The following is a 16818-nucleotide window of genomic DNA, read 5'->3' as shown; positions in this document are numbered from 1 at the left end:
TCGGGGAAGTTGAGACCAATGAAACACGAGATTGTCGAAAAGAACGTTGGCCTGCTCGCCGTGTTGATCCTGGTTGCGATCAGCTTTGGCGGCTTGGCTGAGGTGGTTCCACTGTTCTTTCAAAAAGACACCACCGAACCTGTTGAGGGGCTACGCCCCTTAACCGCACTGGAACTGGAAGGGCGTGATATTTACCGTCGTGAGGGCTGCGTAGGCTGCCACTCGCAAATGGTGCGCCCTTTCCGTGCAGAAACCGAGCGTTACGGCCACTATAACGTTGCCGGTGAGGAAGTGTACGAGCACAACTTCCTGTGGGGCTCTAAGCGTACTGGCCCAGATCTAGCACGCGTCGGTGGCCGCTACAGCGATGACTGGCACCGTGCACACATGTATAACCCCCGCGATGTGGTGCCAGAGTCTATTATGCCGGCTTACCCTTGGCTGTTTGAGCGCACCCTTGATGGCGACGCTACCCCAGCTAAAATGCGTACCCTGCGTCGACTAGGCGTGCCTTACACTGATGAGGACATCGCCACGGCTACTGCAGACGTTCGAGGTCAGCAGGAAATCACTGCGCTGGTCGCCTACCTGCAGCAACTAGGAACTGTGCTTGAGGGCACTCGCTAAGCTATGGATACGGGAACTTTCCGCGGTCTTATTACGCTGTTTTTGATTATCGCTTTTATAGGCATTTTTGTTTGGTCCTACTCAAAGCGACGTAAACCAGACTTTGACGAAGCAGCCAACCTGCCATTCGCCGACGACAGTGATAAGCAAACAGCCAGTGATCAGCATGCTTCGCCTGATCGCGAAGCAGATTCCCGCCACGACAGGGGAGATAAAAACAGATGAATAATTTATGGGGTGACTCCCTATCCAGCTTCTGGAGTGCCTGGATTATTGTCATCACGCTGGGCACTATCGCTCTAAGCGTTTGGATTTTAATGTCCAACCGCCGTACCGATAAGATTCCAGACGCTGACGGCAATGTTGAGACTACAGGTCACGCAGCTGATGGCATTGAAGAGTACGACAATCCACTACCTAAGTGGTGGTTCCAGCTATTTGTTCTAACAGTTGTATTTGCGCTCGGATACTTGGTTCTTTACCCAGGACTGGGTAACTACGCCGGCATTTTGGGCTGGTCCCAGGAGAGCCAGTGGGAGCAGGAAGTGGCCGACGCTCAGGAACGCTTCACGCCAATTTTTGCCCAGTATCAGGAAGTCCCTATTCCTGAACTAGCAAGAGATGACGATGCCATGCAGGTAGCAGAGCGTATCTATCAGAATAACTGCGCTGTATGCCATGGTTCCAACGCTCAGGGTGGTTACGGCTTCCCGAACTTGACCAATGACGACTGGCTGTACGGTGGAGAGCCTGAAAATATTCTAGCCACCCTGAACCATGGTCGTAACGGTCTGATGCCCTCGTGGCAGCAGCTAGGTGAGAATAACATTGAGAACCTCACCCAGTACGTTCTAGCGTTATCCAGCCTAGAGCATGATGCTGAGCGAGCTGACAGCGGTGAAAGCACTTATATGGCGGTTTGTGCGGCTTGCCACGCGCCTAATGGCACCGGCAACACTGCGCTCGGCGCGCCCAACCTGACCAACGATATTTGGCTCTATCAAGCGCCTGGCCAAAGCGTTGCAGATTCGGTTCGTCAAACGCTACGTAATGGCCGTAATGGTCACATGCCAGCACAGGCTGCCTATATCGGTGAAGAGCGTGTTCACTTAGTAGCCGCCTATGTTTACAGCTTACGGTTTAACGACTAAACATCGCTAAGCTGTTTTAAAAGGCTGATTAAAGGGGGTGCGGTTACATACCGCACCCTTTCTTCATCCACAACCCGATACACTATTCATCGCTGAATGTTATCTGGTTGACAGCTGATCCCCGTGCTGCCATCTATTCCTGCCTTGTGAGCTGCGATCATTGCCATGGAAAAAATACCTAGCCGCGATATAACGCCACCGACTGTTGGGCATCATACCCCGGGGGAAAGTGAAACCCAGGAAATGTACGCCAAACGCCGCCACATTTACGTGCGCGAAATTAAAGGCCTGTTTCAAAAGGTTCGGCGCAGCGCTAACTGGGCGCTCATGCTGGTATTTTTCTTACTCCCATGGGTTAACTGGGGCTCCCGCCCGGCTATTTGGTTTGATTTACCCGGCCGTGAATTTCATATCTTTGCCGCAACGTTCTACCCGCAAGAGTTTGTCCTACTGTCGTGGCTGCTGATTATCTGCGCCTTTGGGCTGTTTTTTATTACCGTCTTTGCAGGGCGTGTTTGGTGCGGCTACACCTGCCCACAAAGTGTTTGGACGTTTCTGTTTATTTGGCTTGAGCACCGCATTGAAGGCTCCAGAAACCAGCGTATCAAGCTGGACAAGCAGCCGCTCACCGCCAATAAGGCGTGGCGTAAAGGGGTTAAGCATGCTGCGTGGCTGCTGATCGCTCTTGCTACCGGCATTACCTTTGTCGGCTACTTTACCCCCATTCGGACGCTGGTTATCGAACTCCCCTCCCTGGAAGCCCACGGCTGGTCTTACTTCTGGGTGGGCTTCTTTTTAGTGTTCACCTACCTAAATGCAGGCTGGCTGCGCGAACAGGTGTGCATTTATATGTGCCCCTATGCACGCTTTCAGTCGGTAATGTTTGATCGCGACACGCTCATCGTTTCCTACGATGAAGCACGCGGCGAACCGCGTGGTAGCCGCAAAAAATCACTTAGCCATACCCAAGCTAGAGAAGCGGGCTTTGGCGACTGTATTGACTGCGACCTGTGTGTTCAGGTGTGCCCAACGGGCATCGATATTCGTGATGGCCTGCAGTATGAATGCATCACCTGTGCGGCGTGTATTGATGCCTGCGATAGCGTTATGGATAAAATGGGCTACCCCCGGGGGTTAATTCGCTACACCACTGAAAATGCGCTGGAGGGCAAAAAAAGCCATATTTTACGCCCTCGCCTGCTTGGCTATTTTGCTGCGCTCGTCGTGATGGTGGCCGCATTTGCCTGGGCGGTTAACGACCGTATGCCGCTAGGTTTCGACGTTGAGCGCGAACGTACCCAGCTTTACCAAACCACGCGGGATGGGCGCATTAGCAATGTGTATAGCTTGAACATCCGCAACTTAGACAACCAAGACCATACGTATCGCTTAAGCGTATCGGGGCTACCAAGCCTTACGCTAGACGATGTCGTGGTAAGCGTCCCCGCGGGCGACTCTCGCCTCCGGGTAGTGACTGTACTCGTAGACGCAAGTGATCTAAGTGAGCCGAGCCACCCCATTACATTTACTTTACAAGCCCAGCAGGACGAGCGTATACGCATTGAGCGTGAAGCACGCTTCCTAGGCGACATCAGGAGATAAAGGCACCATGTCACCCCAGAGCGTTACCCCATGGTATAAGCAAGTTTGGCCCTGGTTTTTACTTGGGCTTTTAGGTGTTTCTATCTTTGCCAGTAGCACACTCGCTGTCATGGCGATACGCACATCCGATGGTTTGGTCCAAGATGACTACTACGAGCATGGCCGAGCCATTAACGTGGTCATTGCTAAGCAGGAGCGCGCGCGTGAATTAAACCTGAGCGCAGAGCTTCGTATTGACCCGCTCACCAGCGATATCGTTCTTGACCTCGACGGTGACGTGCATCCTGACACGCTATATTTGAAACTGATCTTCCCTACGCAGGATGATCGCGATCAGCAGTTTGTGCTTGAGCATGTCAGAGAGGGGCGCTATCTCGCCCAAGGACCCGATAACTTGCGCTACCGTTGGTACTTGCAGCTACAGCCAGACGAAGAGGATGCCGATTGGCGCCTCATCGGAGTAGCACGCTTTCCTAATGAAAATAGCATTGCCCTGCTACCCGGAGGACGTTCTGAAAGCGAATGAGCACTACCTTGACGTCCTCTAGCTGCTACCACTGCGGCAATCCGGTGCCCGCAGGGGCACCGTGGCAAATTGCCCTTGATGAAACTACCCATCCGCTTTGTTGCCCCGGCTGCGAAGCAGTAGCACATGCTATTGTGGGTGGGGGGCTGGAAAGCTATTACCGCTACCGCACCGAGCTACCTGAGCGCCCTGATGAGCGCCAAGCCACCAAAGCAGAAACTTGGTCGGTATTTGACGACCCCGGCCTGCAGGCACAGTTTGTGCACGCAGATGGTGACGAAGGGTTTGTTAGGGCGACATTAGCGGTTGAGGGTATTACTTGTGCTGCTTGTGCTTGGCTAATTGAACACCGCCTGAATGCCCTTGAGGGCGTAGGATCCAGTGCGGTAAATTTGACCCATCATCGCCTGCGAGTGAGCTGGGATCCAAACGTTGTCAAGCTATCGCAGCTATTCGCCGAGCTGGCGGCAATTGGTTACGACGCCCAGCCCTACGAACCTGATCAAGCCCAAGCGCGTCTTCAACATGAAGAGCGGATGAACGTACGCCGTCTGATTGTCGCCGCAGTGGGCATGATGCAGGTCATGATGTTCTCTATCCCGATCTACGTCGCAGGGCCTGGCGAAATCAGCGCGGATTTTTATGCACTTTTCCACTGGCTATCGTTTGCCCTAGCAACGCCCGTGGTGCTTTTCTCAGCCCAACCCTTTTTCCGTAATGCGCTGCGCGATCTTAAAACCGGCGTGCTGGGCATGGATGTGCCGGTCTCGCTGGCCATCGGTGGCGCCTACTTAGCCAGCAGTTATGCGGTGCTGTTTGGAGTGGGTGAGGTGTATTACGACTCAGTGGCCATGTTTACGTTCTTCCTGCTGTTTGGCCGCTATGTAGAAGGCCGCGCCAGACGACGCAGCGGCCACAGTGGCAACGCATTAAGCGGTGTTTTGCCGGTTTCCGCCACGCGTCTTGAAGCCGATGGCAGCGAGCGGATTCTGCCTGCTAGCGAACTAACAACAGGCGACCGAATACTCATCAAACCCGGCCACGGCGTGCCCGCCGACGGTATTATCGAAGAGGGTGAATCCAGTCTCGATGAGTCCATGCTGACCGGGGAGTACTTGCCGGTCACGCGGCGCGTGGGCGATAGCGTCACCGGCGGCAGTCAGAATATGGAAAACCCGCTGGTCGTCACCGTTACCCATGCGGGTGGTGAAGCACGCGTGGCGAGCATTGTAGATTTAACCGACCGCGCCTTTGCCAGCCGCCCAAGGCTTGCGCAAATGGCCGCACGTATGGCGCATCTCTTTATTTTGCGCCTGCTGGTAGTGACGGCCTGCGTTACCCTTGCCTGGTGGTACATCGATCCATCAAGAGTACTATGGATCATGCTTTCAGTGCTGGTCGTCACGTGCCCCTGTGCGCTGGCCCTGGCGACCCCTACTGCCTTAACGGCTGGCCATGGTCAGCTGCGCAAACGCGGAGTACTAATCACCCGCGCCGATGCCATGGAGTCGCTCTCGAACGTTACTCGGGTTATTTTCGACAAAACAGGCACGCTGACCCGGGGCGAAATGCACCTCACGCAAACAACTCCGCTTACTGGCCTTTCCGCTGAGCTGCCCGAACTCAGCGCTGAGCGAGCCAGGGCGATTGCCGCAGCGTTGGAAGCCCACTCAGAGCACCCTATCGCTCGGGCATTCCGCCCTTTCCGCGATGCTACGCTGCAGGCTCATCACGTACAAAGCCATACCGGCTCTGGGTTAGAAGGCACGCTAAACGGTTCTACTTGGCGCCTAGGGAAACCGGACTTTGCCTGTAAAACGGCTATTGCACCGCCCGGCCCCGGGCAGTGGCTGCTGCTGAGCGAAAATAGCGAGCCGCGCGCATGGTTTAAACTGCATGACGGCATTCGTGATGATGCAGCCCAAACGGTGGCCGCCCTCCAGGCCCGAGGGTTAACGGTTGAACTTCTTTCTGGGGATACCCAAGAGGCGGTTGAGAGCCTCGCCCAGCAGCTCAATATCACCACCTGGCATGCGGGCAGGTCACCCGAAGGAAAACTTGAGCGACTACGCGAGCTACAAGCCCAAGGCGAGTGTGTCGTAATGATTGGCGACGGCATCAACGACGTGCCCGTCTTAGCGGGTGCTGACGTGGCGATTGCCATGAACGGCGCCACGGATTTAGCCCGCACGCGCGCCGATGCGGTACTTCTCAGTCCCCGTTTGATGCGGATATATGACGCTATCGAGATTTCCGGAGCCACGCGCAAGATCATGCGACAAAATATGCTGTGGTCAGTCTGCTACAACTTCTCAGCACTGCCACTGGCCGCCATGGGCCTTATACCACCATGGCTTGCCGCTATTGGCATGTCGCTTAGCTCTCTGGTAGTGGTGGGTAATGCGCTGCGCCTGTCACGCTGGCGCACCCAATCGGCTCCACTGATAGCGACTACCCATCCGGTGAACGCATGACAATTCTTTATTTGCTAATCCCTCTATCACTTATCTTGCTCGGCCTCGCCGTCTGGGCGTTTTTTTGGGCGGTTAAGCACGACCAGTTTGATGATCTTGAAGGGCCCGCCTACCGCGTTCTGTTCGATGACGATGAGAATGACTTAACCAAGGAGCAGCGCGACGAGCGTAAATTAGCGTCTCGCAAACAGGCTAAGCCAAACGACTCAGAACCGCCGTCATGAACCCAACAGGCTTAGATTTACCACCGGTCATGGCGGCTTTTGTATTTGGTTTAATGGGGGGTGCTCACTGTATCGGCATGTGTGGCGGCATTATGAGCGCACTGACCTTTGCTGTACCGCCAAGCATGCGCCACCCCGCCCGTATGGGTGGCCTTTTACTAAGCTATAACGCTGGCCGCATTCTGAGCTACATGGTCGCAGGCGCCCTAGTGGCGGCGCTGGGTACGCTTATTTCGCTTTCTCCCACCGCCCGCATTATGCTGCAAGCCTTTGCCGCGCTCATGCTGATTTTAATGGCGCTGTATATTGCCAACTGGTGGAAGGGTCTGCTTAAGGTCGAAGCCATTGGGCGACACCTATGGCGCTATATAGAGCCGCTAGGGCGGCGTTTGATGCCCGTTGTGCACCTTCCCCAGGCATTCACCCTTGGCGCGCTATGGGGCTGGCTACCCTGCGGCCTTGTCTACTCCATGCTGGCCTGGAGCCTCGCTATCGCCGACCCACTCCAAGGTGCACTGCTGATGGGCGCCTTTGGTTTAGGCACCCTACCAGCGCTGCTGGCCACCGGCTTGGCTGCCCAGCAGCTTAGCCAGCTAATACGCCATCCGGCCACTCGTAGCATCGCTGCACTGACTATTATTGGTTTTGCGGTATGGCAGCTATGGGCGCTGATGGGTCATGGCGCCCATTAACACCCTGACGCGTATACCTTGATGCAGCTCAACGCTTTCATGGTTTGCTTGTTCTAGCATTTAGCAGCGTTTAAGCCTGTTTTTCTCGGCATTAACACCTGTGATCCCCTATTGCTTTTGATCTTGCTATTCAAGCTTGGTGCAAGCCTTGCTTTTAAACCCTGGAGCGCCTTCCATGCCTGCACATGCCACTGCTGCCGTTTCACACCCTACACTTGCAGCGCCTCCGGCCACAGCCTGGGATGAAGCGCTGCTTCGCCGCTATGACAAAAGCGGCCCCCGTTACACTTCTTACCCAACCGCGCTCGCTTTCAATGAGCAGTTCACCGCAGATGATTTTACCCAGGCGCTTGAGCGTAGCAATCAGAGCCAAAGACCGCTATCGCTCTATGTGCACGTGCCTTTTTGCCGCAAAATTTGCTTTTACTGTGCCTGCAATAAGATTGCTACCAAAAACACCCAGCTGGCAGAGCCATATCTCTCTAGACTCGACCGTGAAATGGTTCTAACCGCCCGCCACCTAGATACTCAGCGGCCAGTACAACAGTTGCACTGGGGTGGTGGTACACCGACGTTTCTCTCGCTTGCACAAATGAGCGACCTGATTGACCGTTTAGACGCTCGCTTTGGTTTATCCATGTCGCCTGATCGTGATTACGCTATTGAAATTGACCCACGGGAAGCCGATGTATTTACCCTACGCCACTTACAGTCACTTGGGTTTAACCGGCTGAGCCTTGGCGTACAGGATTTAAACCCACAGGTACAAAAAGCGATTAATCGTGTGCAGCCGCGAGTGCTCACCGAAACATTAATGGATGAAGCTCATCGTCTAAGTTTTCGCTCACTTAATCTCGATTTGATCTATGGCCTGCCCTTTCAAACCGAGCAGAGCTTTGCCGACACACTGCAGCAGGTTATTGAGCTAAACCCAGCACGGCTATCAGTGTTTAACTATGCCCATATGCCCACTCGTTTTGCGCCTCAGCGACGTATTAATGAGGAAGACTTACCAAGTGCCGATGAGAAACTCGCTATTTTGCATACGACTATTGAGATGCTTACCAGCGCAGGCTATGTACACATTGGTATGGATCATTTTGCCCGACCGGATGATAGCTTGGCGGTTGCCCAGCGCAACGGCTCACTTCAGCGTAATTTCCAAGGTTACTCCAGCCATGCTCAGTGTGATCTGATAGGGCTAGGCGTCTCAGCCATTTCTCGCGTGGATGACGTTTATGCGCAAAACCCAACCTCTCTTGAACACTTTGAAGCAGCACTAGATCAAGGTAGGCTAGCAACAGCAAAAGGTTTAAGATTAAATCAGGACGACCTAATACGGCGAGACGTTATTGAACGCTTAATGTGTGATATGCGAATTGATCTAGCAGCAGTAGGCCAGCGCTGGGGAATTGATGCTGCTGACTACTTTTCTCCCGTTCTTGAGCAGCTTCACGCGGCAGAACAGGACGGCTTGCTGATACGTGACGGCCTCTCTTTGAGCGCCACACCCACAGGCCGACTGCTTATTCGTCATCTTGCCATGGCCTTCGATGCTTATTTATCCGGCCAGTCGTCTCAGCGTTATTCAAAAATTATGTGACCCTATTGAGGCGCTCTTGCCTGGCGCCTATCATGGCAAATGATAAACGGAGAATTACATGCCTCACCAAGCCAGCCCCCGACGTTCACTGCTGCAAGAAGCACGCTGTCAAACCTGCAGCCTTAGTTCGTTGTGCCTACCGCTGGCCCTTGAGCTTGAGGACATGGGGCAGTTTGACGCTATTATCCGCCGCCGGGCACCGCTTAAAAAAGGTGAGCCGCTGTTTCGCCAGGGAGACCCGTTTACCAGTGTGTATGCCGTTCGCTCGGGTAGCCTTAAACAGGTCACCAGCGAAGGGAATGGCAACGACCAGCTTACCAACTTCTACCTGCCCAGCGAGCTGGTGGGGTTAGACGGCATTGATGAAAACTATTACCCCGGCAGCGTTATTGCCTTGGAAACCACGACCGTTTGTGAAATCCCTTTCGACCGCTTGGACACGCTCTCTGAAGAGCTTCCCGAACTACGGGGACAGCTCTACCGGAGCATGAGTAAAGAGCTGAAAGATGACCGCCGCATGATGCGCCTGCTATCACGCAAAACCGCCGACCAGCGACTCGCTAGCTTTTTAATCACGCTCTCAGACCGCTTTCGTCGGCGTGGTTACTCCCCCTACAGCTTCCGGCTCTCTATGTCCCGGGCGGATATGGGAAATTACTTGGGCCTCGCGGTAGAAACCGTCAGCCGCATTCTTAGCCGTTTCCAGCAACAAGCCGTGGTAGCCGTGTCAGGGCGTGAAATTAATATCCTCGACATGCAGCGGTTAATTATCTTGGCCGAAGAGGACGAGCAGACCGCTACCCCACGTTAAATGCTTGAATGCGCCCGGCCATCAGTGCTGCTTGTTTGCTTTCAAGGTTTGCAAAATCAAATAGCTGGCGGTCGGCAAGCTGGGAGGGGGCCACATTCGTCACCGCTTTAAACATGCTTTCCAGCCGCCCAGGATGCTTCTTATCCCACTCTGCCAGCATATCTTTAACGACCTGACGCTGGAGGTTGGGCTGCGAACCACACAGATTACAGGGAATGATGGGGAACTCCATTAGCCGGGAGAACTCGGCAATATCCGCCTCTTTGCAGTAAGCAAGCGGACGAATGACGATATTTTTACCATCATCAGATAGCAGCTTAGGCGGCATAGCTTTTAAAGTCCCGCCAAAAAACATATTTAAAAACAGCGTTTCTAAAATATCTTCCCGGTGATGACCCAAAGCAATTTTGGTAGCGCCAATCTCTTCAGCAAATCCATACAGCGACCCTCTACGCAGTCGCGAACAGAGTGCACACGTGGTCTTTCCTTCTGGTGTTTTCTCTTTCACCACCGAGTAGGTGTCCCGCTCTAGAATATGGTACTCCACCCCCTGCTTATCCAAATACTGCGGCAGGATGTGCTCTGGAAAACCCGGTTGCTTCTGATCCATATTCACCGCCACCAGTGAGAAGTTAACCGGGGCGTTGCGCTGCAAGTTGCGCAAAATCTCAAGCATGGTGTAGCTATCTTTGCCACCCGATAGGCACACCATCACCCGGTCGCCTTCGCCAATCATCTGATAATCGATGATTGCGTTACCCACCTCGCGACGCAGGCGTTTTTGCAACTTGTTGAATTCACGCTTCTGTTTTGCGTCTTGGGTGTCGGGTAGGGATTGCTGGCTGGCCGCTTGGGCGGCATCGATGGTCGCCGGGTCAAAATAATCAAGAGATTGCATGGTATAGGCACTGCCGCTGGTAGAAAAAGCAGCGGCCATTCTAACAATACTCGACAGCTCCACCCAACAGAAACCCAGCGGGTTTAAGCCACCTGGGCAGTCTCACGCTGCAAACGGATATACAGCAGCGCACTCGCAGCAGCTTCACTTAGCACCCCGTGGCTGTTCATTGCGGGCAGTTGCCATCGCTCTAGCGCCTCGCCCAAGTCGTTGCCGATATCTACCTGGGGGTGTAAACGTCGCAGCTGGCGATGATGAAGCTTGGCGACATCCACCTGCGCATTGGGCAAACCGAAGCCAAGCGCCTCCTTGAACTGCATATTTAGCTGATCAAGAGAGCGGTCTATTTGCCAGCCTATTAAGGGCCGGTTGCCAATAAACTCAGCCAGTGCCCCGAGATTCTCTGCATTGGGCGATAAAGCGACGGTCGTACCATAAACGTGTTGATGGCGCCTAAGCGTAGCGGCATTTGCGCTACGGGTGTTCGCTATCGTGGCAACCCAGGCTCTGCTGGTTTGAACATGGCGCTGGCTCAGCACCACTGCTGCCACACTAATCACCGGGTGCTCACCTGCAGACGCATAACACGCAAGGGCCACCTGCTCTTCCCCCATATAGGGCTGGAATAGCCATGCATAGGGAGAGCCAACACACCGGCGGCGGTCGCTTTCTCGCTGCAGGAGGGTGCGCAGGGAGCCGCTGAATAGCGACACGTGTCGATCTAACCATCGCATGCCGCTCACGAATACTCCAGATGATATCGGTGGGAAAGGCGCTGTTTGAAATCTTTAACAATATGCATCGCTTCGCGAAGCAAATCGCGCTCAAGGGAGGAGAGTTCCTGCACGACCACACGGTTAGTGCGCGTACCGGACGCACCATCCAACTCTTGAAGCTGCTGTTTTAGCCGCAGCTCTGTAAACAGCGCTAATGCCTCCCCCAAATCATCGGCGAAGCGACGATCCAACCGGCCATCCGTCGCTAGGGCATCTAAACGATCCAGCGTCGACGTTGCCTTAATCCGTCGCTCAAGCGCCATAGTGCGCACGCCATGCACAATCGGAAAAATGCCGCCTTTTTTTATATCAATACCGTGCTGGGGCTTTTTCAGCGAGCCAAAGAGCGTCAGCGGTGTCGAAAAACGCAGGGCCGTTCTGGCAAAGTAAGAGAGCAGCAGCTCGTCTCGGGAGCAGCGCTCAAAGAGTTCTTCCCGCACGCTCTCTAGTAACGTGGGATTCCCACCCACTGCGTGGGCATCAAGCAGAATCGCCAGCTTCATCAAGCTATCGCCATCCCGGGCACTGGCCCACTTCACAATATTTTTTTTCCATTGAGACACTGTCCCGACCCACTCGGGGTTAGACACCATAATGTTGCCGGGGCACGGCGGGTAACCTAATTGAATAAGCGTTTTCGTCAGCGTTTGCATTTGCTCGGCCACGTCAGGCCACTGACTGTCATCCGCTAAAATCAGACCATTATCCTGGTCTGTTTTGAGAATTTGCTCGCCACGCCCCTCGCTTCCCATCACCATCATGCAGCTATCGTTATGGTGAGCTTCATCAACGGTAAATGACCAGGCTTTACTCATAATGCGCCCATTGAGCGCGGCTAAGAGGTCCATCGCAAAACGTAACTTGACCCCTTGGGCCATTAAGGCTTTTACCAGCTCAGGGGTGCGCTGACTTGCCGTTGCCAACGCCTCTAAGTCATTCGCCTGCTCAATTTGAAGGCTAACCACATAGCTACGACTGGAGAAGTAGCTCAGCACATCGGTTAGCTCGACAACCCCTTTGAGTGCCTCTTGCTCCACCACCACAACCCGCGCCACCTTGTGGCGTGTCATCAACACCAGGGCTTCAAAGAGGTATTGATCTGGCGTCACAGTCACCAGGGAAAAATGGGCTACTTCCTCAACGGGCGTAGCATTCGTGCAATTGCCAAGCACCAAGCCATTCAGCAAATCCGTTTTGGTAACCATCCCATGCTTGCCCTGGGTCTTGACCAGTAGGCTGTCAGCATGGCTGTCGTTCAGCTGAGCAACGGCACTAGCAATATCGGCCGTCGCCTCCATTAGCAACGGTTCACGCATACACTCACTTACTTTAGCGAGCATAAAGCCGGCCATGGTGACGCCACCTTCCGCGCGCTTTTCACTCAGCAAGCGCGTCTTGTGGGAGAGCGTCTGCTTAAAGAAGTTTTCGAAGTCAGGATAATGGCGACATAGCTGCAAAAACAGCGCTTTGGGCATGATGTAGCACAGGCTTTCTTGCTCGGCCTGAAAACGGTAACGACTTTTACCATTTAGGATACTGATAGCACCGAACAGATCGCCCGCCGTGTAGTGGCCGATGCGCGCGCTAGACGCTGGCAGCGTAGGATCAATCTCGGCAACTTCGCCCTTATGGATGAGAAACATGGACTCACCCGCCTGCCCTGTTTCTAAAATAATCTCATCTCGGTCAAAGTAGGCTAGGTCTACTCCACGGCGAACATAATCACGCCCCTCTTCATCCAGCAGTGTAAACGGCAGCTGGGACAGCTCAACCTCTACCATGCGCGACCTCACTCTACTAAAGGCAAATAAAGTACCCTACGACGCTGCAACCTAATTACCTAGCGACCGCACCCGCCTGGCCACTCTCCTTTTTCACTAGCGCTTCTTTGCCAGCATTTCTTAACTCTCATACCTTTAAACAAGCTAAAACTATAAAATGACCATATAGATTTTATCTACTCACTTTCTTATACCTTTAGCTATGCCGCTAACGTCGAATCGACGTTTTATTAGCGACTAAAGTAGCGCCTTATTGCAACAACTTCGACACTAAGAAAAACCTTTTTTTAAGGTAGCAAACATTGCTTTTAAGCGAGCCATAGACCATCGTCCTATCATGTTTAAATGAATATCAAAAAATAACAAAAAAACTAGAAAAAATAGGCATTTCTGCGTATAAAAACGTATGCAAAAGCGCTTACATAGCTACCTGATACCAAAGTCTGGGATTTATTTTTTGCATTTATTGACCAGTATTACCGGTGAAGCAGTCGGGGTTCTCAAATTCACTAACCAAATGCTTTACCAGGTGCCAATTAAATCGCTTAACTTGGCTCAACATGGTCACTCTTGGTTAGCGTTTAAAAAGGGGAACACTGCAAGAATAATTGAGCGGCGTGCCTCGCAAAGCTGACACGTCACTTTTAATAAAAAGCAGTTTCCCTCGTGCGATTGCCCTGATGAATCACACGCTACTTTGAGTTCACTTTCCAACCCTAAAAATCACAAGTGGAGAGCAACACAATGGCAGACGACAAAACCAATGCTGCTGAATACTGGAAAGCCAACGTCCGCTTAATTTTCGGATGCCTAGCGGTTTGGGCGTTCGTATCTTATGGATGCGCTATCCTCTTTCGCCCACTGCTGGCGGGCATACCTGTTGGCGGAACTGACCTGGGTTTCTGGTTTGCACAACAGGGCTCAATTTTGACTTTCATCGCTTTGATCTTCTTCTACGCCTGGAAGATGAACAAACTTGATGAAAAATTTGGCCTTGGGGAGTAAGCCAGCATGAGCCAGTTTGCAATTAACTTACTATTTGTTGGCGCCTCCTTTGCGCTCTATATCGGGATTGCGATATGGGCGCGAGCCGGCTCCACGAAAGATTTCTACGTCGCCGGCGGCGGCGTTCACCCGATCACCAACGGTATGGCCACGGCTGCCGACTGGATGTCAGCGGCGTCGTTTATCTCCATGGCTGGTCTGCTAGCCTCCGGCGGTTATGCCAACTCTAGCTTCTTGATGGGCTGGACCGGCGGCTACGTTATCCTTGCGATGCTACTTGCTCCGTACCTACGCAAGTTCGGCAAGTTTACCGTGCCCGACTTCATTGGCGATCGTTTCTACAGCAACACCGCCCGATTTGTGGCGATTGTCTGCTTGATCGTAGCTTCAGTGACGTACGTTATCGGTCAAATGACCGGCGCTGGCGTTGCGTTCTCACGCTTCCTGGAAGTCAGCAATACTTGGGGCATCTGGATTGCGGCACTGATCGTCTTCCTATATGCCGTATTTGGTGGCATGAAAGGCATCACTTACACCCAGGTAGCGCAGTACGTTGTTCTGATTATTGCCTACACTATTCCGGCAATTTTCATCGCCATGCAACTTACCGGCAACCCAATTCCAATGTTCGGTATGTTTAGTACACATACTGAATCCGGCGTGCCGCTATTGGAAAAACTAGATGAAGTCGTAGTTGCTCTTGGCTTTCAAGATTACACCGCCGATGTCGACAACAAGCTGAACATGGTGCTGTTTACCCTGTCGCTGATGGTTGGTACTGCCGGTCTACCCCACGTAATCATTCGTTTCTTCACGGTGCCTAAAGTAGCTGATGCACGCTGGTCTGCTGGCTGGGCGCTAGTGTTTATTGCACTGCTGTATCTCACCGCACCTGCGGTTGGCTCCATGGCACGCTTGAACCTAACGACAACTATCTACCCAGATCTTGCTGGTCAGGTAGAAAATGTCGAAGAAGCGCTACAGTCATCCATTCAGCACGGTGAAATCACGACAACAGATGCTCAGGGCTACGCACTGGCCGAAGAGTGGACCAATCACCCCGATGTGCCTGAGTGGATGGTAACGTGGGCTGAAACGGGTCTGATTCAGTTCCGCGACCTCAATAATGACGGCCGCATTCAGATGTACAATGACAATGCAGACTTCTCAGAACTCGGTTGGTCTGGCAGCGAGCTAGAGGTCAACAACGACATCATGGTACTTGCTAACCCCGAGATCGCTAACCTGCCGGGCTGGGTAATTGGCTTGATTGCAGCAGGCGGTATTGCAGCGGCGCTTTCAACCGCGGCAGGCCTATTGCTGGCTATCTCGTCCGCTATTAGCCATGACTTGATCAAAACCATGATCAATCCGAAGATCTCTGAAAAAGGTGAAATGCTTGCAGCGCGTATTTCCATGGGTGGCGCGATTCTGCTGGCAACCTACTTGGGCCTAAACCCACCAGGGTTTGCAGCACAAACCGTAGCACTGGCCTTTGGTATTGCGGGGGCCTCACTGTTCCCAGCGCTGATGATGGGTATCTTCTCTAAGCGTATGAACAGCAAAGGGGCTATTGCAGGTATGCTAGCGGGCCTTATCACTACCTTGCTGTATATCTTCACTTACTTGGGCTGGCTGTTTATTCCAGGCACCAATATGCTGGCCAACACGCCGGATAACTGGATCCTGGGTATCTCCCCGCTCTCCTTTGGTGCAGTAGGTGCGATGATCAACTTTGCGGTTGCATTTGCAGTCTCTAGCGCAACGGAAGAGCCTCCCCAGGAGATTCAAGACCTGGTGGAAAGCGTCCGCTATCCGAAAGGTGCTGGTGTAGCGATTGATCACTAAGTCATAATCATTCCTTCTATAAGGCATACTGCCCATAGAGACGCGGAATGACAGCTTGCCATCGGGCTTCCTCAGGGAAGCCCGATGGCTTTTAGAAAGGATATTTTATGATTTGGCACTTAGTAGCCGCGGTCTTTTCCGGCCTGGCCGCTGCGGGTATTGGTTTATTACTTAGAACATTGAGCGGCAAACGTCTTCCAAAGTGGATCGTACCCGTCTTTGGTGGCTTAGGCATGCTGGGATATCAGGTATCCACGGAGTACAGCTGGTTCGAGCACAAGCAAGCGCAACTGCCTAGTTCAGCAGAGGTCGTCGCCAGCGAAACCAGCAGTGCCGTTTGGCGGCCATGGACGTTTGCTTTTCCTATCACCACGAAATTTACGGTTATTGATCGCGATAGCGTGCATATCAGCGAGTCGCCGACACGGGTTGTAGAGTTCATGTTGTATCAGTTTGAACGTCATCATGTTGATGCAGTGACGGTTCAAGGCTACTTACTGAATTGCTCATCGCGTGAACTAGTGCCCATGGATACGGTGGCTGGCGAACTAGATACGCACTCTATACGTATCTTGCGCGAAGATTCAGGCATTTATACGGCGCTATGCCGCTCCTAAATGCTCAAGGAATCACATAGAGGCATCACCGTACCCACTGACGCTGTGGCGATTTTCCCCTAAACTGAGCTCTTTTAACCTCTAAAACAGGCGCTTTTCTTTTTTTAGGCAAGCGCTTTGGATGTCGAGAGCGTGTATTTACTACGTAGGGTAGGTTCTTTCGCGCCAGCTTACGGCGGGGCA

16 protein-coding genes are annotated in these 16818 nt (G+C 53.0%); 13 read left to right on the top strand and 3 right to left on the bottom strand.

Annotated elements, in window-relative coordinates:
- Window positions 1–18 precede the first annotated feature (18 nt).
- The 10 genes from ccoO to fnr all read left to right on the top strand — a co-directional run bounded on the left by ccoO (window position 19) and on the right by fnr (window position 9710).
- On the top strand, window positions 19–627 hold the full coding sequence (gene ccoO, locus MOY_RS01940; RefSeq protein ID WP_009095946.1) for a cytochrome-c oxidase, cbb3-type subunit II: 609 nt from the start codon (window positions 19–21) through the stop codon (window positions 625–627).
- A gap of 3 nt (window positions 628–630) precedes the next feature.
- Complete coding sequence (locus MOY_RS01935; protein WP_009095943.1) at window positions 631–852, top strand: CcoQ/FixQ family Cbb3-type cytochrome c oxidase assembly chaperone; 222 nt, start codon at window positions 631–633, stop codon at window positions 850–852.
- Complete coding sequence (gene ccoP, locus MOY_RS01930) at window positions 849–1778, top strand: cytochrome-c oxidase, cbb3-type subunit III (protein WP_009095941.1); 930 nt, start codon at window positions 849–851, stop codon at window positions 1776–1778. The genes MOY_RS01935 and ccoP overlap by 4 nt, the downstream gene beginning before the upstream one ends.
- A gap of 165 nt (window positions 1779–1943) precedes the next feature.
- Window positions 1944–3380 (top strand): cytochrome c oxidase accessory protein CcoG, encoded by a 1437-nt coding sequence (gene ccoG / locus MOY_RS01925; RefSeq protein WP_035539792.1) that lies wholly within the window; start codon window positions 1944–1946, stop codon window positions 3378–3380.
- A 7-nt stretch (window positions 3381–3387) separates the two neighbouring features.
- Window positions 3388–3906, top strand: a complete 519-nt coding sequence (locus MOY_RS01920; protein ID WP_009095935.1) for a FixH family protein — start codon at window positions 3388–3390, stop codon at window positions 3904–3906.
- Window positions 3903–6380 carry a heavy metal translocating P-type ATPase gene (locus MOY_RS01915; protein WP_009095933.1) on the top strand — a complete coding sequence of 826 codons (2478 nt, stop codon included), beginning with the start codon at window positions 3903–3905 and terminating at the stop codon, window positions 6378–6380. Before MOY_RS01920 ends, MOY_RS01915 begins: the two co-directional genes overlap by 4 nt.
- Window positions 6377–6604 (top strand): cbb3-type cytochrome oxidase assembly protein CcoS, encoded by a 228-nt coding sequence (ccoS, locus tag MOY_RS01910; RefSeq protein ID WP_009095931.1) that lies wholly within the window; start codon window positions 6377–6379, stop codon window positions 6602–6604. Before MOY_RS01915 ends, ccoS begins: the two co-directional genes overlap by 4 nt.
- The gene (locus tag MOY_RS01905; RefSeq protein WP_009095929.1) at window positions 6601–7296 is read left to right on the top strand and encodes a sulfite exporter TauE/SafE family protein; all 696 of its coding nucleotides are present in this window, start codon (window positions 6601–6603) and stop codon (window positions 7294–7296) included. Before ccoS ends, MOY_RS01905 begins: the two co-directional genes overlap by 4 nt.
- A 175-nt stretch (window positions 7297–7471) precedes the next feature.
- On the top strand, window positions 7472–8899 hold the full coding sequence (gene hemN, locus MOY_RS01900; RefSeq protein WP_009095927.1) for an oxygen-independent coproporphyrinogen III oxidase: 1428 nt from the start codon (window positions 7472–7474) through the stop codon (window positions 8897–8899).
- 58 nt (window positions 8900–8957) lie between these two features.
- Entirely contained in the window at window positions 8958–9710 is a 753-nt protein-coding gene (gene fnr, locus MOY_RS01895; protein ID WP_009095925.1) for a fumarate/nitrate reduction transcriptional regulator Fnr, read from the top strand.
- Here the strand turns inward: fnr and ttcA are convergent.
- The 3 genes from ttcA to MOY_RS01880 form a co-directional block, all read right to left on the bottom strand.
- On the bottom strand, window positions 9697–10608 hold the full coding sequence (ttcA, locus tag MOY_RS01890) for a tRNA 2-thiocytidine(32) synthetase TtcA (RefSeq protein WP_035539808.1): 912 nt from the start codon (window positions 10606–10608) through the stop codon (window positions 9697–9699). The two genes, fnr and ttcA, sit on opposite strands and share 14 nt — an antisense overlap.
- 83 nt (window positions 10609–10691) lie before the next feature.
- Entirely contained in the window at window positions 10692–11342 is a 651-nt protein-coding gene (locus MOY_RS01885) for a DNA polymerase III subunit epsilon (protein ID WP_035539806.1), read from the bottom strand.
- A 5-nt stretch (window positions 11343–11347) separates the two neighbouring features.
- Window positions 11348–13165, bottom strand: coding sequence for a putative nucleotidyltransferase substrate binding domain-containing protein (locus MOY_RS01880; protein ID WP_009095918.1), 1818 nt, complete (start codon window positions 13163–13165; stop codon window positions 11348–11350).
- A 744-nt stretch (window positions 13166–13909) separates the two neighbouring features.
- On the opposite strand from MOY_RS01880, the gene MOY_RS01875 reads away from it, so the two are divergent.
- The 3 genes from MOY_RS01875 to MOY_RS01865 all read left to right on the top strand — a co-directional run bounded on the left by MOY_RS01875 (window position 13910) and on the right by MOY_RS01865 (window position 16635).
- Window positions 13910–14170, top strand: a complete 261-nt coding sequence (locus tag MOY_RS01875; RefSeq protein WP_009095916.1) for a DUF4212 domain-containing protein — start codon at window positions 13910–13912, stop codon at window positions 14168–14170.
- A gap of 6 nt (window positions 14171–14176) precedes the next feature.
- Window positions 14177–16018, top strand: a complete 1842-nt coding sequence (locus MOY_RS01870; protein WP_009095915.1) for a sodium:solute symporter family protein — start codon at window positions 14177–14179, stop codon at window positions 16016–16018.
- A 107-nt stretch (window positions 16019–16125) separates the two neighbouring features.
- Window positions 16126–16635, top strand: a complete 510-nt coding sequence (locus MOY_RS01865; RefSeq protein ID WP_009095913.1) for a hypothetical protein — start codon at window positions 16126–16128, stop codon at window positions 16633–16635.
- Window positions 16636–16818 lie beyond the last annotated feature (183 nt).

The organism is Halomonas sp. GFAJ-1 (assembly GCF_000236625.2).
Lineage (GTDB): Bacteria > Pseudomonadota > Gammaproteobacteria > Pseudomonadales > Halomonadaceae > Vreelandella.
This window is presented reverse-complemented; position numbering and strand designations above follow the sequence as displayed.

Bases quoted from the DNA above. Each gene is read 5' to 3' on its own strand.
- MOY_RS01935 (WP_009095943.1), top strand. From the start codon at position 631: ATGGATACGGGAACTTTCCGCGGTCTTATTACGCTGTTTTTGATTATC.
- MOY_RS01865 (WP_009095913.1), top strand. From the start codon at position 16,126: ATGATTTGGCACTTAGTAGCCGCGGTCTTTTCCGGCCTGGCCGCTGCG.
- MOY_RS01920 (WP_009095935.1), top strand. From the start codon at position 3,388: ATGTCACCCCAGAGCGTTACCCCATGGTATAAGCAAGTTTGGCCCTGG.
- MOY_RS01905 (WP_009095929.1), top strand. From the start codon at position 6,601: ATGAACCCAACAGGCTTAGATTTACCACCGGTCATGGCGGCTTTTGTA.
- hemN (WP_009095927.1), top strand. From the start codon at position 7,472: ATGCCTGCACATGCCACTGCTGCCGTTTCACACCCTACACTTGCAGCG.
- ccoP (WP_009095941.1), top strand. From the start codon at position 849: ATGAATAATTTATGGGGTGACTCCCTATCCAGCTTCTGGAGTGCCTGG.
- MOY_RS01875 (WP_009095916.1), top strand. From the start codon at position 13,910: ATGGCAGACGACAAAACCAATGCTGCTGAATACTGGAAAGCCAACGTC.
- MOY_RS01885 (WP_035539806.1), bottom strand. From the start codon at position 11,342: ATGCGATGGTTAGATCGACACGTGTCGCTATTCAGCGGCTCCCTGCGC.
- ccoG (WP_035539792.1), top strand. From the start codon at position 1,944: ATGGAAAAAATACCTAGCCGCGATATAACGCCACCGACTGTTGGGCAT.
- ccoS (WP_009095931.1), top strand. From the start codon at position 6,377: ATGACAATTCTTTATTTGCTAATCCCTCTATCACTTATCTTGCTCGGC.
- MOY_RS01915 (WP_009095933.1), top strand. From the start codon at position 3,903: ATGAGCACTACCTTGACGTCCTCTAGCTGCTACCACTGCGGCAATCCG.
- ccoO (WP_009095946.1), top strand. From the start codon at position 19: ATGAAACACGAGATTGTCGAAAAGAACGTTGGCCTGCTCGCCGTGTTG.
- MOY_RS01870 (WP_009095915.1), top strand. From the start codon at position 14,177: ATGAGCCAGTTTGCAATTAACTTACTATTTGTTGGCGCCTCCTTTGCG.
- MOY_RS01880 (WP_009095918.1), bottom strand. From the start codon at position 13,165: ATGGTAGAGGTTGAGCTGTCCCAGCTGCCGTTTACACTGCTGGATGAA.
- ttcA (WP_035539808.1), bottom strand. From the start codon at position 10,608: ATGCAATCTCTTGATTATTTTGACCCGGCGACCATCGATGCCGCCCAA.
- fnr (WP_009095925.1), top strand. From the start codon at position 8,958: ATGCCTCACCAAGCCAGCCCCCGACGTTCACTGCTGCAAGAAGCACGC.